Raw genomic sequence first — 22,008 nt, forward strand, 5'->3', positions numbered from 1 at the left:
TTTCATTTTAAATTTCTTCCATTTTAAATCCAATTTTTTTCAAATCCTCCCAAAAATCAGGATAGGATTTAGAAACTACTTCAGCTTCTTCAATCGTAATTGGAACACGAAGTGCAAATGGTGCAAAAGCCATTGCCATTCTATGGTCTTGATAGGTTTTTATAGCAATATTTTCGTTGATTGAAGTTGAAGGTTTCAAATGCAACGATTCGTTAGTTACTAAAATTTCTGCACCTAATTTAATCAACTCTGCTTTGAGCGCTTCAAGTCTATCTGTCTCTTTAATTTTTAAAGTGTGTAAGCCATATAAATCACATCCAATTCCTAAACCAAAGCAAGTTACTGCAATAGTTTGCGCAATGTCAGGTGAAGATTGAAGATTGAAGATTAACGATTTTTGATTTTTGAAGTTGACTTTTGAGATTGATATTGAATTATCATTATTAAAAATAGTTTCTACACCAAAATCTTTATAAATTTCAATCAAAGCACAATCACCTTGCAAACTATTTACTTTGTAACTTGAAAGTGTAATTTGGGCTCCAACTTCAGACAAGGCTATAATGGAATACCAATAGGAAGCAGATGACCAATCGGACTCTACAGTTAGAAGTTGGGAGTTAGAAGTTGGGAGTGAATTAACTATTATTTTATTTCCTTGAAATGTTGTCTTCACTCCTATTTCATTCAATAGTGCTAATGTCATTTTAATATAGGGAATAGAAGTGATTTCTCCTTCCAATGTTAATTCTAAACCATTCTCTAATCTTGGAGCAATTAACAACAAAGCTGAAATATATTGGCTACTCACATTAGCTGGTAGTGAAACTTTATTATGAATTAACTTTTTCCCTTTAATTCGAATGGGTGGAAAACCTTCATTTTCTTCATAACTAATCTCGGCTCCTAATTGCTGTAATGCTTCCACTAAAATTTTAATTGGACGTTCTTTCATACGTGAAGAACCTGTTAGCAATACTTCTTTCCCTTCTTGAATCGCAAAAAAAGCAGTTAGAAAACGCATAGCAGTTCCAGCATGATGAACGTCCACAAGTTGCGAGTTGCGAGTTGCGAGTTGCGAGTTTTGCAATGCTTTTAACATCACTTCGGAATCGTCGGAATTGGATGTGTTTTCTAAAATTAGATTTGGATATAAAGCCTTTAACAACAACAGTCTATTGGTCTCTGATTTGCTACCAGTGATTTGGAGTTTCGAGTTTCGAGTTTCGAGTTTCGAGTATTTTAAAAGTAAATTCATGTTTTTAATTATTACTGAAAACTGTGAACTACTTAAGTTTCTCATTATTATGATGACGATCGTGATCGCGTTTTGTTTTTAAATCCATTTTCTTGTCGAAAGCCGCTTGTAAATCAACTCCCGTTTGATTGGCTAAACATAAAACTACAAAAACAACATCGGCTAATTCTTCACCAAGGTCTTTGTTTTTATCTGATTCTTTTTCGGATTGTTCGCCATATCTTCGAGCTATAATTCGAGCTACCTCACCTACTTCCTCGGTAAGTTGGGCCATATTAGTTAGTTCATTGAAATAACGAACACCGTGCTCGTTAATCCAATTATCTACTTGTTGTTGGGCGTTTTTAAGGTTCATAATTTGTTATTTTTATTTTTATCCTTCTTGATTCCAGGAAATATAAACACTTGAAATATTGCCATTAAAACACCAAAAAACAAGAAGTTAAACAATAATTGTTTTTTATTTAAGTTTGTATCCATAAAGTAGGTTATACCTGCATATAAGCCACCATTTATAAAAATTGCAACGATAAAAGTTATAATTTTTTGTTTCATTACTCTTTATTCTTTGTATCAATTAAAATAGTAACCGGACCATCATTTACTAATGATACTTTCATATCTGCTCCAAACTCACCTGTTTGTACTTTTTTTCCTAATTCTGATTCCATTTGTTTTATAAAAGACTCATATAAAGGAATTGCAATTTCAGGTTTAGACGCTTTGATATAACTTGGACGATTTCCTTTTTTTGTTAAGGCATGCAAAGTAAACTGACTTACCACTATGATTTCACCATTTATATCTTTTAACGATAAATTCATAATACTATTTTCATCCCCAAAAATCCTTAAATTGGCTATTTTTGAAGTTAACCAATTTATATCTTCTTGATTGTCGGCATCTTCAATACCAATTAAAACTAATAAACCCTCTGAAATTTGCGCAACAACTTTTTGATGAATGGTAACGGACGATTGGGAAACTCTTTGAATAACTGCTTTCACTTTTTACTTGTTTCTTTTTACTTTTTACTTTCTCGTTTCATCACTTGCTCTTCTCTCAGCATCATAAATATCAGCACGATACTGTTCCTCATCTCCTTCTAGAATTTGGGTATAGCTTTTATAACGCGACCAAGATATTTCGTCATTCTCTAATGCTTTTTTTATTGCACAATGCGGTTCATCTTTATGTAAACAATTATTAAATTTACATTGATCTTTTAAAGCAAAAAATTCAGGAAAATAATCCCCAATTTCCTGCTGATCCATATCTACAATACCAAATCCACGAATTCCTGGTGTATCAATAATTTTAGCTCCAAAAGATAAATCGAACATTTCTGCAAAAGTTGTAGTGTGTTTACCTTGCGAATGAGATTCGGAAATTTGTTTGGTTTTTAAGTTCAAAGAAGGCTCTAAAGTATTTACTAAAGTTGATTTTCCAACACCTGAATGACCCGAGAACATAGAAACTTTATCTTTCATTAGCATTTTTAATTCTTCAATCCCTTTTTCATCTTTTGCTGAAACACGTAAACATTTATACCCTATAGAAGAATAAACATGCTGTAAATACAATTGCTCATCTAATGTAGCATCATCAAAAGTGTCAATTTTATTAAAAACAATAACGGCTTCTATTCCGTAAGCTTCTGATGTAACTAAAAATCGATCAATGAAACTCGTAGTAGTTGGAGGATTGTTTATTGTAACCAATAAAAACACCACATCAATATTAGCTGCAATAATATGCAATTGATGCGATAAATTAACAGATTTTCTTACAATGTAATTTTTTCTATCATGAATATTAGTGATTACTCCTGTCGTTTCATCGGTGGTGTTTTCAATATCATAGTCAACAATATCTCCTACAGCAATTGGATTGGTACTTTTAATACCCTTCATTCTAAATTTACCTTTTATACGGCATTCTAAGAAATCACCATTTTCAGTTTTAATGGTGTACCAACTTCCGGTTGATTTATAAACAATTCCTGTCATGTAAAGTTAGAAGTTAGAAGTTAGTCCTTCGAGTAGCTCAGGATAACTAATAATTATTTTCAACAAAGATAGTGTTTCTTGTTAAAAACTATAAATAAAAAAGGCTACTTAAAAGTAGCCTTAAAATATTTTTAAAAGGAAATATTAGTATTTGTATCCAACTCCTTTTTTAATAGCTTGAGAACCTCCTAAAGCATTAGAATTTGCTCCTACAGTTGTTTTATCAGCTGTTTGTAAAATGAAAGGACAACCCATTTTAGCTGCTTCCATTTTTAATTTTTTCTCTGCTTTTTTATCTCCTGTATTTCCAGTATGGAAGTTAATTAAACCTGTTTTACCTCTTAACTCATCAACTTTCTTTAATCCTGAGATGTAAGCTTTATCTTCTAAAATTACAACTTTTTCCCAATCAGCTTCACCATTGATAACGATTTTTTCTGTTACTTCTTCAACTCTTCCTGATTTTCCATAAACAATTTTTTCAATTGCATATTTACTGATTGTATTTTCAGCATCTTCTCCATCATATTTGAAGATAATTGTATACTCTTCTAATTTTACTACTTTACCTTCTACAACTTCACCATTGTGTTTGTAAATTTTGTCTGCTTGAGCGTTAATAGCCATTCCAACAAAGAAAAGAGCTAATACTAAAAATTTTTTCATTCGTTTTGTTTTTTAAATTTGTATGATGCGAAAATATAAAAAGATTTAACACAAAAATATTTTTGTGTGTTTTTTTCTTTATTTGTTAATCACTTTTTCTTGATGATTGATACTTTCTTGATGAATTGCTTTAAACAATAACATTACAAATTCATTACTCAAACCTTTTTCTTCACCTTCTAAAATCATTTTTCCTAAGATTTCATTCCAGCGCTTATTTTGTAAAATCGCAACGTTTTTCTCTTTCTTTAATAAACCAATTTTATCAGCAACTTTCATTCGGTTCCCTAAAATTTCTAACAGCTTTCCGTCAAATTCATCAATTTGCATGCGGAGTTTTGCCATTTTTTGATTGTACTCGCTTTCATCATCTGTGACTTTTCTCACACGTAAATCGACAAACATTTGTTTTAATGTAGCTGGAGTTACTTGTTGTGCAGCATCACTCCAAGCGTTATCTGGATCAATATGCGTTTCAATAATTAATCCGTCATAATTCAAATCTAAGGCTTGTTGCGAAACTTCTTGAATCATATCACGTCTTCCTGTAATGTGTGAAGGATCGCAAATCAAAGGCAAATCTGGAAAACGATTTTGTAAATCAATAGCAATTTGCCACTCAGGATTATTACGATATTTGGTTTTTTCGTAAGTAGAAAATCCTCTGTGAATTACACCTAACTTTTTGATGTTTGCATTATATAAACGCTCTAAACCTCCAATCCATAAAGACAAATCGGGATTTACTGGATTTTTTAATAAAACGATTTTATCGGTTCCTTGCAAAGCATCTGCAATTTCTTGAACGGCAAATGGATTTACAGTAGTTCTAGCACCTATCCACAGCACATCAATATCGTGTTCCAATGCTAATTTTACATGAGCTGCCGTAGCGACTTCCGTTGCCATTAACAAACCCGTTTCTGCTTTGGCTTTTTGTAACCATTTCAAACCGATTTCACCTACACCTTCAAATCCGCCTGGGCGTGTTCGAGGTTTCCAAATTCCTGCACGGAAAATAGAAACATCAGAATTCTTCAATTCGTGTGCTATTTTTAAAACTTGTTCTTCGGTTTCTGCGCTACAAGGTCCTGCAATTACCAATGGATGATTCAATTGAAAATCATCTAACCAAGTGCGTAATTCTTTTTTATTTTCCATAACCTTTATTTCACTGTAAAATTACTATTTATTCTTAAATTAACTTGTTGACTATAATTAGTTTTTAATGATACGATTTTTCAAAAACGATTCTCGATACATTTTTTGTTTCGCTTAACTCCACAAAAAACACTTGAATTGACGTTTTTGAAAATCTATCTTCTTATTGTTTACTTCTTTCATATTCGCCCAATACTTTAAAATGCGTCGTCATGATTTCCATAACTTTTTTCGCTTTTTCAAAATGTTTGTATTTTTCAAAAACTACATCTACAAAAAAAGCATACGTAAATGGTGTTTCAATAATCGGAAGCGATTGAATTTTAGTTAGATTCAATTTACAATTATTCAATACATTTAAAACCGTTGCCAAGGAACCCGGTGTATCATCTAATTCAAATTTTATCGATGCTTTATTAATTAGTTCTTTCGCAATTTCTTTATTACTTGCTTTTAAAACCACAAAACGCGTTTTATTACTTTTTACAGTGTGAATTCCATCAGCTATGATTTCTAAATTGTAAATTTCAGAAGCTACGGGTCCTGCTAAAGCTCCAATCCCTTTTAACTGATTTTCCTGAATTCGTTTAGCAGTAATTGCGGTATCGGAACTTTCGACCAATTTAATATGCGGATATTGACTAAAGAAATTCGCACATTGCAACAAGGCGATTGGATGCGAATGCACTTCTTTAATAGCATCAATGGTTTGTCCTGGCAACACCATTAAATTCATATGAATGTCTAAAAAATGTTCGCCAATAATATGTAAATCATTTGAATCAATAAGAGCATAATTAGGTAAAATAGCGCCAGCAATTGAATTTTCAATCGCCATGATAGCTTTATCCGATTGATTTGTTTTTAAACTTTTTACAACATCGCTAAACGAATTACATTCATCCAAACTAATTGCTTCACCAAAATAGCCATATGCTACTTGGTGATGAAACGACCCTTGAATTCCTTGAATTGCGATTTTAATTCCCATAATTTTGAGCAAAAAAAAATCCCGATTTGCATCGGGATTGTATGTTTATAAAATAAATTTCTCTGATTTAAATCATAGCACAACAATCCCTATACTGTCTCCAGAAGAAATAAAAAGAATTGTTATAAAAAAGATGTTGTTTGTCAACATGTGCTATTGATTATTTTGATTTTGCTAAAGTAATAAAAAAATGAAAACGAAATACTTTTTTAAATAAATTTGAGTTCTTTTAAAAAAAGTTACTTTTGCTAAAATTTACAAGGTATGTCGATAGAAGTTCAAAATATTTCAAAAAATTACGGAGACCAAAAGGCGTTAGATAACGTTAGTTTTTCTGTTAAAAAAGGAGAAATCGTAGGTTTTTTAGGTCCAAATGGTGCCGGAAAGTCCACTTTAATGAAAATTTTGACTACTTATTTAACAGCTGATAGCGGAACTGCTATTGTAAACGAACATGATGTAACTTCTGCACAAAAAGAAGTTCAAAAATCCGTTGGATATTTACCCGAACACAATCCGTTGTATTTGGATTTATATGTGAGAGAATATTTGGCTTTCAATGCCGATTTACATAAAGTGGCGAAATCAAGAATTGATGAAGTTATTGCTTTAACAGGATTAACACCTGAAAGTCACAAGAAAATCGGAGAATTATCTAAAGGTTATCGTCAACGTGTAGGATTAGCAACGGCTTTATTACACAATCCTGATGTAATGATTTTAGACGAACCGACTACAGGTTTAGATCCAAATCAATTAGTAGAAATTCGTGATTTGATTAAAAACATTGGAAAAGACAAAACGGTTTTTCTATCGACGCACATTATGCAAGAAGTAGAAGCTATTTGTGACCGAATTATTATTATCAACAAAGGAAAAATTGTAACAGATAAAAATCTAAACAATCTAGTTTCAGAAGAAGCAGAACAAATTATTGAAGTTGAATTTGACAAAAAAGTTGAAGAAAGTATTTTTACTACACTACCCAATTTAAAAAGTGCTAAAAATTCTCATGATTTAGTTTGGGAATTAACTTTTAATTCAACCACTGATATGCGCCCTCTTCTTTTTGATTTTGCTCAAGAAAATCAATTACGAACATTACAAATTGTGTTGAAAAGTAAAAATCTAGAGCAAATATTCAGAGAAAAAACTGCTAAAAAATAAAAAAATCTCCTTACAAATAATTTTTGTAAGGAGATTTAAAAAAATATTGGCTATTTCAATTAATTTAAATTTGCCAAATATTTTTTTCTTAGTTTGAAATAATCATCATATAATACAGAAAGTGCATAAGATGATAATTTTTCATTTAAAACAGAATTGTAAATAAAATCCTCTTCTGTAAAACCATGCTTAACTATAGCCGTTTTAATATTATTTACAGCTTCTTGTTTTTTTCCTAAATAGAAGTAGCAATTTGCTAATTCTATGTACACTTCTTTAAGGTTTTCACCTTTAGACACTTTAATATAATTTTCATACACTGCTATTGCCTCGGTGTATTCCTTTTTATTTGAAAATGCTCTAGCTTTATTTAAAATAGAGTCCAATTCACCCGCAAATCCAATTTGAGCCACGAGTACTATTACGAAAGTAAATATATAATTTTTCATAATAACTTGATTTTATTGCAATGAAGTTACGAAAAATATATTATACCTACAAGCTTTTACTAGAAAAATATACTATTAAATTAACAAATGGGCTAAAAACTAGATAATTGCAATTAAAAAATTTCTTTTGCAATTGCCTTTACATTTTCTGCTTTTCCCATAGAATAATAATGTAAAACTGGAATTCCGGCTTTGACTAATCCTTTACTTTGTTCAGTGCACCATTCTATTCCAATTTGTTTTACAGCATCGTTGTCTTTAGCTTTAACAACTTCCATGATTAAATCATCTGGTAAATCTACTTTAAAACGGTGTGGAATTAAATTCAGTTGTTTTTTGGTCGCAATTGGCTTCAAACCTGGAATAATTGGAACGGTAATTCCAGCCGCTCTGCATTTGGCTACAAAATCGAAAAACTTTTGATTATCAAAAAACATTTGGGTAATGATATAATCGGCTCCATTTTTTATTTTTTGTTTTAAAAAATGAATATCGCTGTCCATACTTGGCGCTTCCATGTGTTTCTCAGGATAGCCAGCTACTCCAATGCAAAAATCGGTTTTGGTAGAATTCTGCAAATCTTCATCTAGATAAATTCCTTTATTTAAATTACTGATTTGAGTCACTAATTCTGAAGCATATGCATGACCTTCTTTTTCAGGTTTGAAGTAAATTTCGCTTTTTACGGCATCGCCACGTAGCGCTACTACATTATCAATTCCTAAGAAGTCTAAATCTATTAATAAATTCTCAGTATCTTCTTTAGTAAATCCTCCACATAAAATATGCGGAATAGCATCTACTTGGTATTTATTCTGAATTCCAGCACAAATCCCAACGGTTCCTGGGCGCTTTTTAACTACTTTTTTCTGAAGCAAGCCATTTTCTAGCTCCTTAAATTCATATTCCTCACGATGATAGGTTACATCAATAAATGGCGGATTGAATTCCATTAAAGGATCAATACCATCAAAAATCGATTGAATATTTTGTCCTTTTAAAGGCGGTAAAATTTCGAAGGAAAACAAAGGTTTTCCGTTAGCGTTTTGTATATGTTCCGTTACTTTCATTTTAATCTGCTAAATTGGGTGAGAGCCATTTTTCGGCTTGTTCAATGCTAATATTTCTTCTTTTGGCGTAATCTTCTAATTGGTCTTTTTTAATTTTTCCTAAACCAAAATATTTACTTTCTGGATTCGCAAAATAATAACCCGAAACAGATGCTGCAGGCCACATCGCCATGCTTTCGGTTAACTTTACTCCTATTTTTTGTTCCACGTTTAATAATTTCCAAATTGTTGGTTTTTCTAAATGGTCAGGACAAGCAGGATAACCTGGAGCAGGACGAATTCCTTTGTATTGTTCTTTGATTAATTCGTCATTTGACAACACCTCATCAGAAGCGTAACCCCAGATTTCTTTTCGAACCTTCAAATGCAAATATTCTGCGAAAGCTTCTGCTAATCTGTCTCCTAACGCTTTAACTAAAATCGAATTGTAATCATCTAATTGCTTTTCGAATTCCGAAGCTTTTTCATCTACTCCAAATCCAGTTGTGACGCAGAAACATCCAATATAATCTTGTTTACCAATTTCCTTTGGAGCAATAAAATCCGCTAAAGCAATATTGGGAGCTCCAGCAGTTTTTTGTGATTGTTGTCTTAAAGTCAAAAACTTCTCGACTCCGCTCGAAGTGACAAGTTCTACATCATCGTTATTGATTGTATTCGCCGGGAAAATCCCTAAAATTCCTTTTGCGGTGAACCATTTCTCTTTAACAATTTGAGAAAGCATTTTTTGTGCATCTTCAAACAAATGAGTCGCTTGCTCGCCTACAATTTCATCCGTTAAAATCGCTGGAAATTTTCCATACAATTCCCATGACTGAAAAAACGGAGTCCAATCGATAAAATCTACTAATTCTGAAAGTTCAACTTCAATAGTTTTAGTTCCAATGAAATTGGGTTTTGCAGGTTCGTAATTATGCCAGTCGATTTTGAATTTATTTTTACGCGCTTCTTCAATTGATAAGAAATTTTTCTCACGACTTCTATTCAAATATCCTTCGCGAAGTGAATCATATTCTTCACGAAGTGATTTTGCATAGGTAACTTTAGTATCGGGTTGTAATAAATTGGTTGCAACTGTTACTGCTCGAGAAGCGTCATTCACATGAACAACCGTTTCTTTATATTCTGGAGCAATTTTCACAGCAGTATGCGCACGTGAAGTTGTTGCACCACCTATCATTACTGGAATTTTGATATTTAGTTTATCCATTTCTTTAGCTAAATACACCATTTCGTCCAACGATGGTGTAATCAAACCGCTCAAACCGATAATATCTACGCTTTCTTTAACCGCAGTTTCAATGATTTTTTCTGGCGGAACCATCACACCTAAATCGATGATTTCAAAATTATTACAAGCTAAAACTACCGAAACAATATTTTTACCAATATCGTGAACATCGCCTTTTACGGTTGCCATTAATACTTTTCCGGCAGAAGACGATTTTCCATCTTTTGAAGCTTCAATATAAGGAAGTAAATACGCCACTGCTTTTTTCATCACACGAGCGGATTTTACTACTTGAGGCAAGAACATTTTTCCACTTCCGAATAAATCACCCACCACATTCATTCCGTTCATAAGGTGATTTTCGATAACTTCAATTGGCTTTTCAACTAACTGACGCGCTTCCTCAACATCAATTTCGATAAATTCATCGATTCCTTTTACTAAAGAATGTGTCAATCTTTCTTGTACTGAGCCATTTCGCCATTCCGCAATAACTTTTTCATTTGATTTTACATCAGATTTGAAACTTTCAGCTAAATCTAGTAAACGCTCTGTAGCATCTTCTCTTCTGTTTAATAAAACATCTTCAACATGTTCTAACAGATTTTTATCAATTTCATCATAAATCTCTAACATTTCTGGATTAACAATTCCCATCGTCATTCCGTTTTGAATGGCATGATACAAGAATGCGGAATGCATTGCTTCACGCACTTTATCGTTGCCACGGAAAGAAAAAGACACATTACTAACTCCACCAGAAACATGGGCATACGGAAGATTCTCACGAATCCATTTGGTTGCTCGGAAGAAATCTAAAGCATTTAGTTTGTGTTCTTCCATTCCAGTTGCGACTGGGAAAATATTGGGATCAAAAATGATATCTTCGGCTGGAAAACCTAATTGGTTCACCAGAATATCGTAACTTCTTTTACAAATTTCAATACGTCTTTCGTATGTGTCAGCCTGACCCTTTTCATCAAAAGCCATAACAATTACAGCTGCTCCGTATCGTTTGATTAATTTAGCATGATGAATAAAAGTAGCTTCTCCTTCTTTTAAAGAAATGGAGTTTACCACACCTTTTCCTTGAATGACTTTCAAACCCGCTTCTATAATTTCCCATTTTGAAGAATCAATCATTACAGGAACTCTCGCAATATCAGGTTCGGCAGCAATTAGATTAAGGAATTTGGTCATCGCATAAACGCCATCTAACATTCCTTCATCCATGTTAACATCGATGATTTGCGCGCCACCTTCCACTTGAGCTCGCGCGATATCTAAGGCTTCATCGTATTTTTCTTCTTTGATTAAACGAAGAAATTTTCTAGAACCGGTTACGTTTGTTCGTTCTCCAACGTTTACAAAATTGGTTTCTGGAGTTACAATCAAAGGTTCTAAACCTGATAATTTTAAATATTTATCGGAATTATAACTCATTACTTATTCTTTTATAATGTTTCGCAACATCTTTCCAAAAGGATTTACTATCGCTAACGTATTGGCAAACCCAACATCGTTGCGACTGTAAAAATGTTTCGAATTGTATTTTTATTGTACTGCTTTTCATTGTAATTGTTTGCTTAAACCAAAACGCTTTCTCTTGGTTTGAATTCTTTAGCTACCTCAGCTATTAATTTGATGTGTTCTGGGGTTGTTCCGCAACATCCACCAATGATATTCACTAAATTTTCTTGCAAATATTCCCGAATTAATTGTTGCATTTCTTCTGGCGTTTGATCGTATTGACCGAAAGCATTTGGTAAACCTGCATTAGGATGTGCCGAAATATTTAACGAGGTGTTATTTCCTAATCGTTTCAAATAGGGTTTCAATTGATCTGCTCCAAGGGCACAATTAAACCCAACACTCAATAAAGGAATATGCGAAATAGAAATTAAAAAAGCTTCCACCGTTTGTCCTGAAAGTGTTCTTCCAGAAGCATCGGTAATTGTTCCTGAAACCATTACTGGAATATCGACATTGCGTTCTTCTTTTACTTCTTCAATTGCGAATAAAGCAGCTTTCGCATTTAACGTATCGAAAATTGTTTCTACCAAAAGTAAATCGCAACCGCCATCGATTAACGCTTCGACTTGTTGTTTGTAGGCAATTTTTAAATCGTCAAAATTTACAGCTCGAAATCCAGGGTCATTTACATCTGGCGACATTGATGCTGTTCTGTTTGTTGGACCAATAGAGCCCGCAACAAAACGAGGTTTATCTGTAAATTCATCCGCAACTTCACGAGCTATTTTTGCGGATTGAAAATTCAATTCATACACCAAATCTTCCATGTGATAATCCGCCATTCCGATGGTAGTTCCCGAAAAAGTATTGGTTTCTACAATATCGGCACCTGCTTCAAAATAAGCACGATGTACTGATTTTACAGCTTTTGGTTGGGTAATGGAAAGCAAATCGTTATTTCCTTTTAAAGGATGTGGAAAATCTTTGAATCGTTCGCCTCTAAAATCTTCCTCTTCAAATTTATAACGCTGCAACATCGTCCCCATAGCTCCGTCGAGTACGAGAATTCGTTTTTTGATTTCTTCTTGAATTTTTGACATATTATTTTTAACGCAAAGCTCGCAAAGGATTTTCGCAAGGTTCGCAATGCTTTAATTTATTAATATGTTATCAAGAAATTGGAAAGAATTTCCTAAGGTTATCTTTTCCGCCTAGGCGGATAGAATGTAGCACCTTCTACAAGTGTAGGGTTGCTAAGCTTTCACAGGGTCTATTCCCTCCAGCTTTCGTGATAACAAACACTATAATTATGAACACTGCAAATGTAGTGACAAAATTGAAATTATGAAATATTTTCTAAAATTTTATTAAAAAAATAATCTCAATAGATTTATATTCTAAATTAACAACTTTAAAAAGAATATAAATCTATAAACTAATTTAAAAACTTTTATTCTAACGCTTGTTTTAAATCGTTAATTACATCTTGAACCGTTTCCAAACCAACAGAAACACGCACCAAACCATCAGTAATACTTACTGCTAAACGTTCTTCTTTCGTCAATTTACTATGAGTTGTGGAAGCTGGATGCGTTACAATCGAACGCGTATCACCTAAATTCGCAGACAACGAACACAGTTTGATTTTATCTAAAAACTTTCTCCCAGATTCAATTCCGCCTTTAATTTCAAACGCTACAATATTTCCGCCCAACTTCATTTGCTTTTTTGCGACATCATATTGTGGATGTGATTTCAAAAATGGATATTTCACAGAAGCTACATTTGGATGATTTTCTAAAAATTCGGCGACTTTTAAAGCGTTTTCGCAATGTTTTTCGATACGAACTGGCAAGGTTTCTAAACTTTTAGACAATACCCAAGCATTGAAAGGTGACAAAGCAGGTCCGGTATTGCGAGAAAATAAATAAATTTCACGAATTAAATCAGAACGCCCAACGGTTACTCCGCCTAAAACACGACCTTGACCATCGATTAATTTGGTGGCAGAATGAATCACTAAATCCGCTCCAAATTGAATAGGATTTTGAATGTATGGCGTTGCAAAACAGTTATCAATAATTAAAATCAGGTTGTGCTTTTTGGCAATTTTTCCCAACAATTCTAAATCTAGAATATCAACTGCTGGATTGGTTGGTGATTCTGCATAAAGGATTTTCGTATTCGGTTGGATAAAATTTTCAATCGTTTCTGGCTTGTTAACATCAAAATAACTCGTTGTAATATTCCATTTCGGAAAATATTTGGTAAACAAAGTATGTGTCGAACCAAAAACACTACTTGCAGAAACGATATGATCGCACGAATTCAATAAAGCCGCAAAAGTAGAATACACCGCTGCCATTCCTGTTGCGAAAGCGTAACCGTCTTCTGCTCCTTCCATCAAACAAATTTTCTCTACAAATTCGGATGTATTGGGATTGGAAAATCGGCTATAAATATTTCTTTCCTTTTCCTCAGCAAATGAAGCACGCATGTCTTCTGCATCATCAAAAATAAAACTCGAAGTTAAATATAACGGAACTGAATGTTCTAAATATTGTGTTCGTTCTAATTGCGTTCTGATGGCTTGGGTTTCTAATCCTAAATTTTGATTACTCATGGTTTTGTTTGTTGAATTGTTTAATCGTTAAAGTGTAAAACCCACAAGACTTTTACTTCTTGCAGGTTTTGAGTTTGGGTGGTTATAATTTTTTTTCGGATAAACGTAAAATATCTCCAAAAACACCTCTTGCAGTTACCGAAGCGCCAGCGCCAGCGCCTTGAATTACGATAGGTTGTTCTCCATAAGATTCGGTGTATATTTCGAAAATAGAATCCGAACCTTTTAACGAACCTAAAGCAGAATTGGCTGGAACAGAGATTAATTTCACTTCCAATTTCCCTTTGTCTTGTTGCAAATCACCAGATAGTTCACCTATGTAACGCAACACTTCATTTGGCCCTTGGGCACCTTTGATGTTTTGGTAAATTCCGTCTAATTCTGATAAACGCTCTAGAAAATCAGTTGCGCTTCCTTCACGTAAAGCTTCTGGAATTAGGTTTTGAATTTGGATTTCTTCGAATTCGTTTTGTAAATCTAATTCGCGGGCTAAGATTAATAATTTTCGACCCACATCGTTTCCGTTTAAATCTTCTCTTGGATCAGGTTCTGTGAAACCTTTGTCGATGGCTTCTTTTAAAACTTCGCTGAATTTTTTGTCTTCTATCGAAAAATTATTGAACAAATAACTCAAAGTTCCAGAGAAAACACCTTTTATTTTGGTGATATTTTCACCTGATAAATGCAGTAATTTTATTGTATCAATTAAAGGCAATCCTGCACCTACATTGGTTTCGTACAAATATTCTTTTTGGTTATCTTTTAATACTTTTCGCAGTTTTTTATAGAAATCATAACTTACTGTATTTGCAACTTTATTGGAAGAAATCAAATCGAAACTATTTTCCGCTAATGAAATGTAATTTTCAATGAAAGTCGAACTAGCGGTGTTGTCAATTGCGATTAAATTTTCCAAATGATGTTCTTTTGCATATGCAATTATATCTTCCAATTTATATTCTTGCCCTTTATCTTCCAATGTAGCTTTCCAATTTTCGCTAATTCCGAATTTATTCAACAACACTTTCTTTGAATTAGCAATAGCAAATACATTCAACTTGATTCCTTTTCTCTTTTCGATGTTTTTTGCCGATTCTAAAATTTGGGAAATCAGAGTTCCGCCAACCGTTCCATGACCGAAAATGGCGATGTTAATTTTTTTCGCTACACCAAAAATTTCGCCGTGAATTACATTTAAAGCACGTTTGAATTCATCTTGACTTATTACCAAACTGATATTTCTTCCTGTAACCGTATTATTCAACAGAATTGGGGTGATTTTATTTCGAATTAAAGCCGTGTAGGGTTTATGGAAATTCGTTAAATCTTGTCCTATAATCGAAATCACCGCAATGTTATCGTTTACCGAAATCTTATTGACATCTTTCGTGTAAAAATCGGTTTCAAATTCTTTTTCTAAACCCACTAAAGCTTTGGAAGCCTTGTCAGAACTCACCACTAAACCAATTCCTCTTTCTGAAGAACCTTGAGAAATGATACTAACACTAATATCATTTTCAGCCATCACACGGAAAATTCTTGCATCAACCCCTGTTTTTCCTAACAAACCTCTTCCTTCTAAATTAATCAGCGAAACATTCGTCAAAACCGAAAGCGATTTGATGCCTTCATTGGTTTGTTCGGAAGTGATTAAAGTTCCATCATTTTCAGGATTGAACGTGTTTAAAATGCGTAATGGAATATTTTTCTCCACTAATGGAATAATGGTTTTGGCATGTAAAATTTGCGCCCCGAAGTTTGCCAACTCATTCGCTTCATTAAAAGACAAACGCTCAATTTTTTTTGCATCAGCTACTAAATCTGGGTTGGCAGTGAAAATTCCGTCAACGTGTGTATAATTTTGAAATTCTTCAGCATTTAAGTAATTCGCCAATAATGAAGCGGTGTAATTACTTCCATTTCTTCCCAAAGTCGTAGTTTCATTGTGCAACGTTGAACCAATAAAACCTGTTACAATATTGACTTTATCCGTATTTTTCTCGAAATAATCCAATACATTTCGCTTTGAAACTGCGTCAATTGGTTGCGCATTTCCGAAATTAGTATCGGTTTTTATTAATTGACGAGAATCGGTGAATTGTGCTTTGATACTGTTTTCGTTTAAAACATAAGCGACATATTTTGCCGATAGAATTTCGCCATACGATATGACTTGATCTTTAATTTTTTCGCTATAATCTCCTAAAAGCGAAACGCCTTCTAACAATTTCTGCAAAACCGAAAATTCTTCTTCGAAGATATTTTCTTTCAAGCCTTCTAATTGGTATTTTTTAAATTGCTCAAAATCCGCTTGAAAATTGATGTTGGCTTGCGCCTTTTTTAGTAAAATTACCAATTCGTCTGTTGCGTTTCCTCTTGCCGAAACTACAACTGCAATGGGTTCGTTATTGAAATATTTTTGAGCAATCGTTTGCACTACTTTTTGCAATCCTTCTCCGTTTGCTAATGATTTTCCTCCAAATTTTAATATTTTCATTTGATTTCTAATTAAATATAGGTTTTAGTATGTTGTTTAGTTGTTCAAATTCTATCAAGAAAGCATCGTGTCCGTGAATGGATTTGATTTCGTGATAAAACGCATTGTTTTTGTAGTTTTTGATTTCCTGAAAAGCGTTTTTAATTTCGTTTGCCGTAAAAAAGTAATCGGTATCCACACTTATTAAATGTATGTTAGATTTAATGTTTGTAATAACTTCTGACTTACTTTTGTTTTTAAAAATATCAGTAGTTTTCAATAAATGATTCATAAGTTTGTAAGCCGAAAGTTGAAAACGATTTTGCAATTTTTCTCCATGATGCAACAACCAACTTTCCACTTGAAACAATCCTTCCGAGTTTTGCAATTTGGTCTGGAATTTTTCTTGTAGTGATTCAGGTGTTCGATACAATAACATGGCGTGAATTCGTGCATCGTGAATTGGATTTTTGGAATTATTCAGAATCAAATCTTGAATTAACACATTTCCAATCAACCAATCAGAAGCTTTCCAATTTGTAGCTACCGGAATTAAATTTGCAATTGCCTTTGGTCGAATCGTTGCCATTTCCCAAGCAATTGCTCCGCCTAGACTTCCACCAATTATCGCAAAAACTTGATTCACTTTAAACGAATCGATTCCTTTCCAAAATAAATTAGCAATATCATAAGTGGTGAAATCTTGATAATTTTCAATCAAATTTTCTGCATCTTGATAACCGTTTCCAGGAATATTGAAAGCTAAAACTGCATATTTTTTGGTATCAATAATTTTATCCTCACCAATTAACGATTGCCACCAACCGTTTTCTCCAATAACTTGCGAATTTCCTGTCAAAGCATGATTCACCACTACCAAAGGAGCTGAACCAACAGGTTGCCCAAACAATTGATAGGACAAAATCACTTTTGCTTGAAGTACTCCATTTTGCAATGTAACATTTTGGAATACTATTTTTTGAATTTTACTCATCTTTCTTTTTAAAAAAAGGCTGCCTTTAGGTAGGTCTATCGGCAGCCTCAAAACAAACAAAAACCTAAACTAAATTTTGAACTGGCAATTTTTCGAAAACACTTTGTAAATCGGCTTTCAAGTCTTCAATATCTTCTAAACCAACAGATAAACGAATTAAATCTTTCGTTACTCCGGTTGTAATTTGTTGTTCTTCTGACAATTGTTGGTGCGTAGTACTTGCTGGATGAATGATTAATGATTTTGTATCACCAATATTCGCCAACAATGAGAAAAATTGGGTTTCATCCGCAACTTTTTTAGCCGCCTCATAACCGCCTTTTAACCCGAAAGTTACGATACCACTTTGTCCTTCTGGCAAATATTCTTGAGCTAAATCATAATATTTTGAAGAAATTAATCCTGGATAATTTACCCAAGCTACTTCTGGACGTTTTTGCAACCATTTGGCTAATTCTAATGCATTTTCACTGTGCTTTTTGATTCGAATAGCCAATGTTTCTAAACCTTGAATAATTTGAAATGCGTTGAATGGACTTAACGAAGCACCTAAATCACGTAAACCTTCGATTCTAACTTTTGCGATGAACGAAGCTGCACCTAACACTTCATAATATTTTAATCCGTGATAACCCGCTGAAGGTTCTGTAAATTCAGGGAATTTTCCGTTGCTCCAATCAAAATTTCCTGCATCGATGATAACACCTCCAAGCGAAGTTCCGTTTCCACCGATGTATTTGGTTAACGAATGAATTACGATGTTAGCTCCGTGTTCGATTGGGTTTAGCAAAAAGGGTGTTGCCACTGTGTTATCCACAATAAAAGGCACTTTGTAGGTTTGTGCTGCTTTAGAAATGGCTTTTAAATCGAGTACATCTAATTTTGGATTTCCTAAACTTTCAGCGAAGAACACTCGGGTATTTTCTTGAGCTGCATTTAAGAAATTTTCAGGATTTGATGGATCTACGAATGTTGTTGTGATGCCTAATCTTGGCAAAGTCACATTTAATAAATTGTAAGTTCCACCATATAAACTGTTAGAAGCCACGATATGGTCGCCAGATTTTATCAACGTCAATAAAGCAGTTGAGATGGCTGCTGTTCCTGAAGCGGTTACGACAGCTCCAATTCCGCCTTCTAATTTGGCTAAGCGTTGTTCTAGAATATCATTTGTTGGGTTATTTAATCGTGTGTAAATAAACCCAGCTTCGGCTAAACCAAAAAGATTGGCTGCGTGATCTGAGTTATTGAAAACATATGATGTGGTTTGGTAAATTGGAACAGCTCTTGTTCCTGCGTTTTTAGTTGTATCGTGTCCTGCGTGTAAAGCGTTTGTTGCAAATTTATTTGTGCTCATGCTATTTATTTGTTAAGATATTTATATTAAGTATTAAGATTTTTTTGGGTTCCGAAGTTTGCTTTTCAGCTACACATTCGACAACATCGTCTTGGATTGTAAATGGCTGTTTTCATAATTGTTGTGTTTTTAGTAATAAAAAAACCTCTGCTTTCGACAGAGGTTATATTGAAATAATTTACTTTTAAAATTATGCAATAGTCTTCCTCTGCGGATTGTTCCACATCATCATACACATATTGCACATTGTAAAGTTCATTTTCTATTTATTTTAATTTGACAGGACAAAATTAGATTTATTTTCTACAATAAAAAAATAAATAGATTATTTTTCTAAATTTTGTTATTATAAAATTAAATTTTAGAATATTTTTCATTTAATATAAATTTTAATCCGAAAATTTTTCTAAAGAAAGCTCTATTTTCAATTTCCGAAGAAAAAAATAAAAAAAAGTTAACATTCATTTGGAATTCAATTTGATTTCTTAGATTTGCATCCGAAAACAAAGAGGAAAAATTTGAACTGATTGCAACCTCATTAAAAAATGCTAAAGCAGTAATTACTACTCCTTTAGGCAACACCTGCAATTATTTTTCCTCGCTTAAAATTTAAAAATAATTTATTATGGCTTATTTATTTACGTCAGAATCAGTGAGTGAAGGACATCCTGACAAAGTTGCGGATCAAATTTCAGACGCATTAATTGATAACTTTTTAGCATTTGACCCTGAGTCAAAAGTAGCTTGTGAAACATTAGTTACTACAGGTCAGGTAATTTTAGCTGGAGAAGTAAAATCAAATACTTATTTAGATGTACAAACTATCGCAAGAGATGTAATCAAGAAAATTGGTTACACGAAAAGTGAATATATGTTCGAAGCAAATTCTTGTGGAGTTTTATCTGCTATTCACGAACAATCTGCAGATATTAATCAAGGTGTGGATAGAGCTAGTAAAGAAGAGCAAGGAGCTGGTGATCAAGGAATGATGTTTGGTTATGCTACGAATGAAACTGCTGAATTCATGCCGTTAGCATTAAAATTATCACACCAAATTCTTCAAGAATTAGCGGATTTAAGAAGAGAAAACAACGAAATTACTTACTTACGTCCAGATGCGAAATCTCAGGTTACTTTAGAATATTCTGACGATAATAAACCTGTTAGAATTGATGCTATTGTAGTTTCAACACAACATGATGATTTTGCTGATGAGCCAACAATGTTAGCAAAAATCAAAAAAGATATTATTGAGATTTTGATTCCAAGAGTGATTGCTAAAAATCCTCAATATGCTCATTTATTTAATGATGCTATCAAATACCACATTAACCCAACAGGAAAATTCGTAATTGGAGGTCCTCATGGAGATACTGGCTTAACAGGAAGAAAAATTATCGTAGATACTTACGGTGGTAAAGGAGCTCACGGTGGTGGTGCATTCTCTGGAAAAGACCCATCTAAAGTAGACCGTTCTGCTGCTTATGCTACTCGTCATATTGCTAAAAACTTAGTTGCTGCTGGTGTAGCTGACGAAATTTTAGTTCAAGTTTCTTATGCAATTGGTGTAGCGCAACCTACATCAATCAACGTAAATACTTACGGAACTGCAAAAGTAAACTTAACAGACGGAGAAATTAGTAAAGTAGTAGAAGGCATTTTCGATATGCGTCCGTACTTCATTGAACAACGTTTAAAATTAAGAAATCCTATTTACAGTGAAACTGCCGCTTACGGACACATGGGAAGAACACCTGAAACAGTAACCAAAACATTCAAATCTCCTGATGGTCAAGAAAAAACCATGACAGTTGAATTATTTACATGGGAAAAATTAGATTTTGTTGATCAAGTAAAAGCTGCTTTTAAGATTTAATTATCTAATCTTATTATAAATACAAAAAGCCCGATTATTAATTTAATTGGGCTTTTTGTATCTTGCAGAAAATTCTCACTCTCATGAAAAACAAAATTACAATTGTTACCATTATTTATTGCCTATTAAGTATTCCTATTTACTTTTTAGATTTTGAATCTATTGTCAAAAACAATACAGAATACCTTATTCACATTTTAAATTTTTTCAATTCAATACGATTTGATTTTTTACTTTTTGAAAACGAATTAGAAATTCCATTAGACGAAGAAGGAAGTTACCGAATTATCCCACTAAACAGTATCATTTTTACACTTATTTTATTAGTTGGAAGTTTATTATACTTTGTTAGTAACGAAAAGAAAACTCGTTTACTACGTTTGTCATTGCTTTTTTTCTTTATAGCAAAATCAGTTCACCTATTTTTTCTACTGTTCAACATTACAGAAATAGTAAAAAAAGATATTCTTTTAATGCTATATTATATTTTCATAGACATCTTTTGGATTTTCTTAACGTACAAAGCACTTGTATATTTAAATTCAACAAAAGAATTAATACCTGTTGAAATAGATTTAGTAGAACCTGAATATAAAACAAATGCAACCGAAAGAGTTAGTGCTAGAGAAATAATGAATCAATCCTTTGAGAAAAAAGCAACACCATTACCTTTTAAAAAAGCAAGTTTAGGGGATCGTTTTTTAAACTATGTACTTGACACTTTTTTTGTCATTTTAATTTTTTCACCATATATTTTTGGATTGGCAAAAAGCAGAGCATACCGAGATTCCATTAATGAATTAGGTGCTGAAATTGGCGAAAATGTTGTTTTTCTTCTTTTTATAGCAATTGCTAGAATTATCTATTATTTATTAAGTGAAGGAATATTCCACGTTTCACCTGCAAAAGCTTTAACCGAAACAAAGGTTTTGTCTTCTTCAGAGCAACAGCTTAGTTTTACAACAATTGTAGGAAGAACTTTTGTTAGATTGATTCCTTTTGAAGCTTTTAGTTTTTTTGGCAAAAATGGTTGGCATGATGAATTATCAAACACCACAGTAGTTAAAAACAAGCAAGATGAAAAAACAAAAGTTTTATCTATTTTATTTTTATTAGCCATTTTTATAGCTTCTATAATAAATGGAATTTGGGATAAATTTTAATTCAAAAAAAGACCATAACTAAGTTATGGTCTTTTTTTGAATAA

The 22,008-nt window shown here is 32.9% G+C and carries 19 protein-coding genes and 1 riboswitch; of the genes, 3 read left to right on the top strand and 16 right to left on the bottom strand.

Annotation, left to right across the window (positions count from 1 at the left end; translation table 11 throughout):
* Positions 1–7 precede the first annotated feature (7 nt).
* The 8 genes from aroA to LOS86_RS12135 all read right to left on the bottom strand — a co-directional run bounded on the left by aroA (position 8) and on the right by LOS86_RS12135 (position 6,085).
* Positions 8–1,258, bottom strand: a complete 1,251-nt coding sequence (gene aroA / locus LOS86_RS12100) for a 3-phosphoshikimate 1-carboxyvinyltransferase (protein WP_231842335.1) — start codon at positions 1,256–1,258, stop codon at positions 8–10.
* Between the two features lie 28 nt (positions 1,259–1,286).
* Positions 1,287–1,613: a nucleotide pyrophosphohydrolase gene (locus LOS86_RS12105; RefSeq protein WP_231842336.1), complete on the bottom strand. Its 327-nt coding sequence runs from the start codon at positions 1,611–1,613 to the stop codon at positions 1,287–1,289.
* Complete coding sequence (locus LOS86_RS12110) at positions 1,610–1,813, bottom strand: hypothetical protein (protein WP_231842337.1); 204 nt, start codon at positions 1,811–1,813, stop codon at positions 1,610–1,612. Before LOS86_RS12110 ends, LOS86_RS12105 begins: the two co-directional genes overlap by 4 nt.
* On the bottom strand, positions 1,813–2,265 hold the full coding sequence (gene dtd / locus LOS86_RS12115) for a D-aminoacyl-tRNA deacylase (protein WP_231842338.1): 453 nt from the start codon (positions 2,263–2,265) through the stop codon (positions 1,813–1,815). Before dtd ends, LOS86_RS12110 begins: the two co-directional genes overlap by 1 nt.
* A 24-nt stretch (positions 2,266–2,289) precedes the next feature.
* Entirely contained in the window at positions 2,290–3,267 is a 978-nt protein-coding gene (gene rsgA, locus LOS86_RS12120) for a ribosome small subunit-dependent GTPase A (RefSeq protein WP_231842339.1), read from the bottom strand.
* Between the two features lie 144 nt (positions 3,268–3,411).
* On the bottom strand, positions 3,412–3,933 hold the full coding sequence (locus tag LOS86_RS12125; RefSeq protein WP_231842340.1) for a hypothetical protein: 522 nt from the start codon (positions 3,931–3,933) through the stop codon (positions 3,412–3,414).
* A 78-nt stretch (positions 3,934–4,011) separates the two neighbouring features.
* On the bottom strand, positions 4,012–5,094 hold the full coding sequence (locus tag LOS86_RS12130; protein ID WP_231842341.1) for a bifunctional 3-deoxy-7-phosphoheptulonate synthase/chorismate mutase type II: 1,083 nt from the start codon (positions 5,092–5,094) through the stop codon (positions 4,012–4,014).
* A 163-nt stretch (positions 5,095–5,257) separates the two neighbouring features.
* Entirely contained in the window at positions 5,258–6,085 is an 828-nt protein-coding gene (locus LOS86_RS12135; RefSeq protein WP_231842342.1) for a prephenate dehydratase, read from the bottom strand.
* A gap of 264 nt (positions 6,086–6,349) precedes the next feature.
* Here LOS86_RS12135 and gldA point away from each other — a divergent pair, with 264 nt between their 5' ends.
* Positions 6,350–7,252: a gliding motility-associated ABC transporter ATP-binding subunit GldA gene (gene gldA / locus LOS86_RS12140; protein WP_231842343.1), complete on the top strand. Its 903-nt coding sequence runs from the start codon at positions 6,350–6,352 to the stop codon at positions 7,250–7,252.
* A 59-nt stretch (positions 7,253–7,311) separates the two neighbouring features.
* On the opposite strand, the gene LOS86_RS12145 is transcribed toward gldA, so the two are convergent.
* The 8 genes from LOS86_RS12145 to LOS86_RS12180 form a co-directional block, all read right to left on the bottom strand.
* Positions 7,312–7,701 (bottom strand): tetratricopeptide repeat protein, encoded by a 390-nt coding sequence (locus LOS86_RS12145; protein WP_231842344.1) that lies wholly within the window; start codon positions 7,699–7,701, stop codon positions 7,312–7,314.
* Between the two features lie 113 nt (positions 7,702–7,814).
* Positions 7,815–8,771, bottom strand: coding sequence for a methylenetetrahydrofolate reductase [NAD(P)H] (metF, locus tag LOS86_RS12150; RefSeq protein ID WP_231842345.1), 957 nt, complete (start codon positions 8,769–8,771; stop codon positions 7,815–7,817).
* A 1-nt stretch (position 8,772) separates the two neighbouring features.
* Positions 8,773–11,445, bottom strand: coding sequence for a methionine synthase (gene metH / locus LOS86_RS12155; protein ID WP_231842346.1), 2,673 nt, complete (start codon positions 11,443–11,445; stop codon positions 8,773–8,775).
* A gap of 143 nt (positions 11,446–11,588) precedes the next feature.
* Positions 11,589–12,575 (bottom strand): homocysteine S-methyltransferase family protein, encoded by a 987-nt coding sequence (locus LOS86_RS12160; RefSeq protein ID WP_231842347.1) that lies wholly within the window; start codon positions 12,573–12,575, stop codon positions 11,589–11,591.
* A 95-nt stretch (positions 12,576–12,670) separates the two neighbouring features.
* Positions 12,671–12,773, bottom strand: a riboswitch (SAM riboswitch).
* Between the two features lie 152 nt (positions 12,774–12,925).
* Positions 12,926–14,098, bottom strand: coding sequence for a trans-sulfuration enzyme family protein (locus LOS86_RS12165; RefSeq protein ID WP_231842348.1), 1,173 nt, complete (start codon positions 14,096–14,098; stop codon positions 12,926–12,928).
* An 82-nt stretch (positions 14,099–14,180) separates the two neighbouring features.
* On the bottom strand, positions 14,181–16,595 hold the full coding sequence (thrA, locus tag LOS86_RS12170) for a bifunctional aspartate kinase/homoserine dehydrogenase I (RefSeq protein ID WP_231842349.1): 2,415 nt from the start codon (positions 16,593–16,595) through the stop codon (positions 14,181–14,183).
* A 7-nt stretch (positions 16,596–16,602) separates the two neighbouring features.
* Positions 16,603–17,568 (bottom strand): alpha/beta fold hydrolase, encoded by a 966-nt coding sequence (locus LOS86_RS12175; protein ID WP_231842350.1) that lies wholly within the window; start codon positions 17,566–17,568, stop codon positions 16,603–16,605.
* A gap of 64 nt (positions 17,569–17,632) precedes the next feature.
* The gene (locus LOS86_RS12180; RefSeq protein ID WP_231842351.1) at positions 17,633–18,925 is read right to left on the bottom strand and encodes an O-acetylhomoserine aminocarboxypropyltransferase/cysteine synthase family protein; all 1,293 of its coding nucleotides are present in this window, start codon (positions 18,923–18,925) and stop codon (positions 17,633–17,635) included.
* A gap of 625 nt (positions 18,926–19,550) precedes the next feature.
* Here LOS86_RS12180 and metK point away from each other — a divergent pair.
* Together metK and LOS86_RS12190 are read left to right on the top strand one after the other, a co-directional pair.
* Entirely contained in the window at positions 19,551–20,801 is a 1,251-nt protein-coding gene (metK, locus tag LOS86_RS12185) for a methionine adenosyltransferase (RefSeq protein ID WP_231842352.1), read from the top strand.
* Positions 20,802–20,884: 83 nt separating this feature from the next.
* The gene (locus LOS86_RS12190; RefSeq protein WP_231842353.1) at positions 20,885–21,964 is read left to right on the top strand and encodes an RDD family protein; all 1,080 of its coding nucleotides are present in this window, start codon (positions 20,885–20,887) and stop codon (positions 21,962–21,964) included.
* Positions 21,965–22,008 lie beyond the last annotated feature (44 nt).

Source organism: Flavobacterium cyclinae (assembly GCF_021172145.1).
GTDB classification, from domain to species: Bacteria; Bacteroidota; Bacteroidia; order Flavobacteriales; family Flavobacteriaceae; genus Flavobacterium; species Flavobacterium cyclinae.

Coding starts and splice junctions, on each gene's coding strand:
- aroA (WP_231842335.1), bottom strand. CDS start 1,258: ATGAATTTACTTTTAAAATACTCGAAACTCGAAACTCGAAACTCGAAA.
- LOS86_RS12105 (WP_231842336.1), bottom strand. CDS start 1,613: ATGAACCTTAAAAACGCCCAACAACAAGTAGATAATTGGATTAACGAG.
- LOS86_RS12110 (WP_231842337.1), bottom strand. CDS start 1,813: ATGAAACAAAAAATTATAACTTTTATCGTTGCAATTTTTATAAATGGT.
- rsgA (WP_231842339.1), bottom strand. CDS start 3,267: ATGACAGGAATTGTTTATAAATCAACCGGAAGTTGGTACACCATTAAA.
- LOS86_RS12125 (WP_231842340.1), bottom strand. CDS start 3,933: ATGAAAAAATTTTTAGTATTAGCTCTTTTCTTTGTTGGAATGGCTATT.
- LOS86_RS12130 (WP_231842341.1), bottom strand. CDS start 5,094: ATGGAAAATAAAAAAGAATTACGCACTTGGTTAGATGATTTTCAATTG.
- LOS86_RS12135 (WP_231842342.1), bottom strand. CDS start 6,085: ATGGGAATTAAAATCGCAATTCAAGGAATTCAAGGGTCGTTTCATCAC.
- gldA (WP_231842343.1), top strand. CDS start 6,350: ATGTCGATAGAAGTTCAAAATATTTCAAAAAATTACGGAGACCAAAAG.
- LOS86_RS12145 (WP_231842344.1), bottom strand. CDS start 7,701: ATGAAAAATTATATATTTACTTTCGTAATAGTACTCGTGGCTCAAATT.
- metF (WP_231842345.1), bottom strand. CDS start 8,771: ATGAAAGTAACGGAACATATACAAAACGCTAACGGAAAACCTTTGTTT.
- metH (WP_231842346.1), bottom strand. CDS start 11,445: ATGAGTTATAATTCCGATAAATATTTAAAATTATCAGGTTTAGAACCT.
- LOS86_RS12160 (WP_231842347.1), bottom strand. CDS start 12,575: ATGTCAAAAATTCAAGAAGAAATCAAAAAACGAATTCTCGTACTCGAC.
- LOS86_RS12165 (WP_231842348.1), bottom strand. CDS start 14,098: ATGAGTAATCAAAATTTAGGATTAGAAACCCAAGCCATCAGAACGCAA.
- thrA (WP_231842349.1), bottom strand. CDS start 16,595: ATGAAAATATTAAAATTTGGAGGAAAATCATTAGCAAACGGAGAAGGA.
- LOS86_RS12175 (WP_231842350.1), bottom strand. CDS start 17,568: ATGAGTAAAATTCAAAAAATAGTATTCCAAAATGTTACATTGCAAAAT.
- LOS86_RS12180 (WP_231842351.1), bottom strand. CDS start 18,925: ATGAGCACAAATAAATTTGCAACAAACGCTTTACACGCAGGACACGAT.
- metK (WP_231842352.1), top strand. CDS start 19,551: ATGGCTTATTTATTTACGTCAGAATCAGTGAGTGAAGGACATCCTGAC.
- LOS86_RS12190 (WP_231842353.1), top strand. CDS start 20,885: ATGAAAAACAAAATTACAATTGTTACCATTATTTATTGCCTATTAAGT.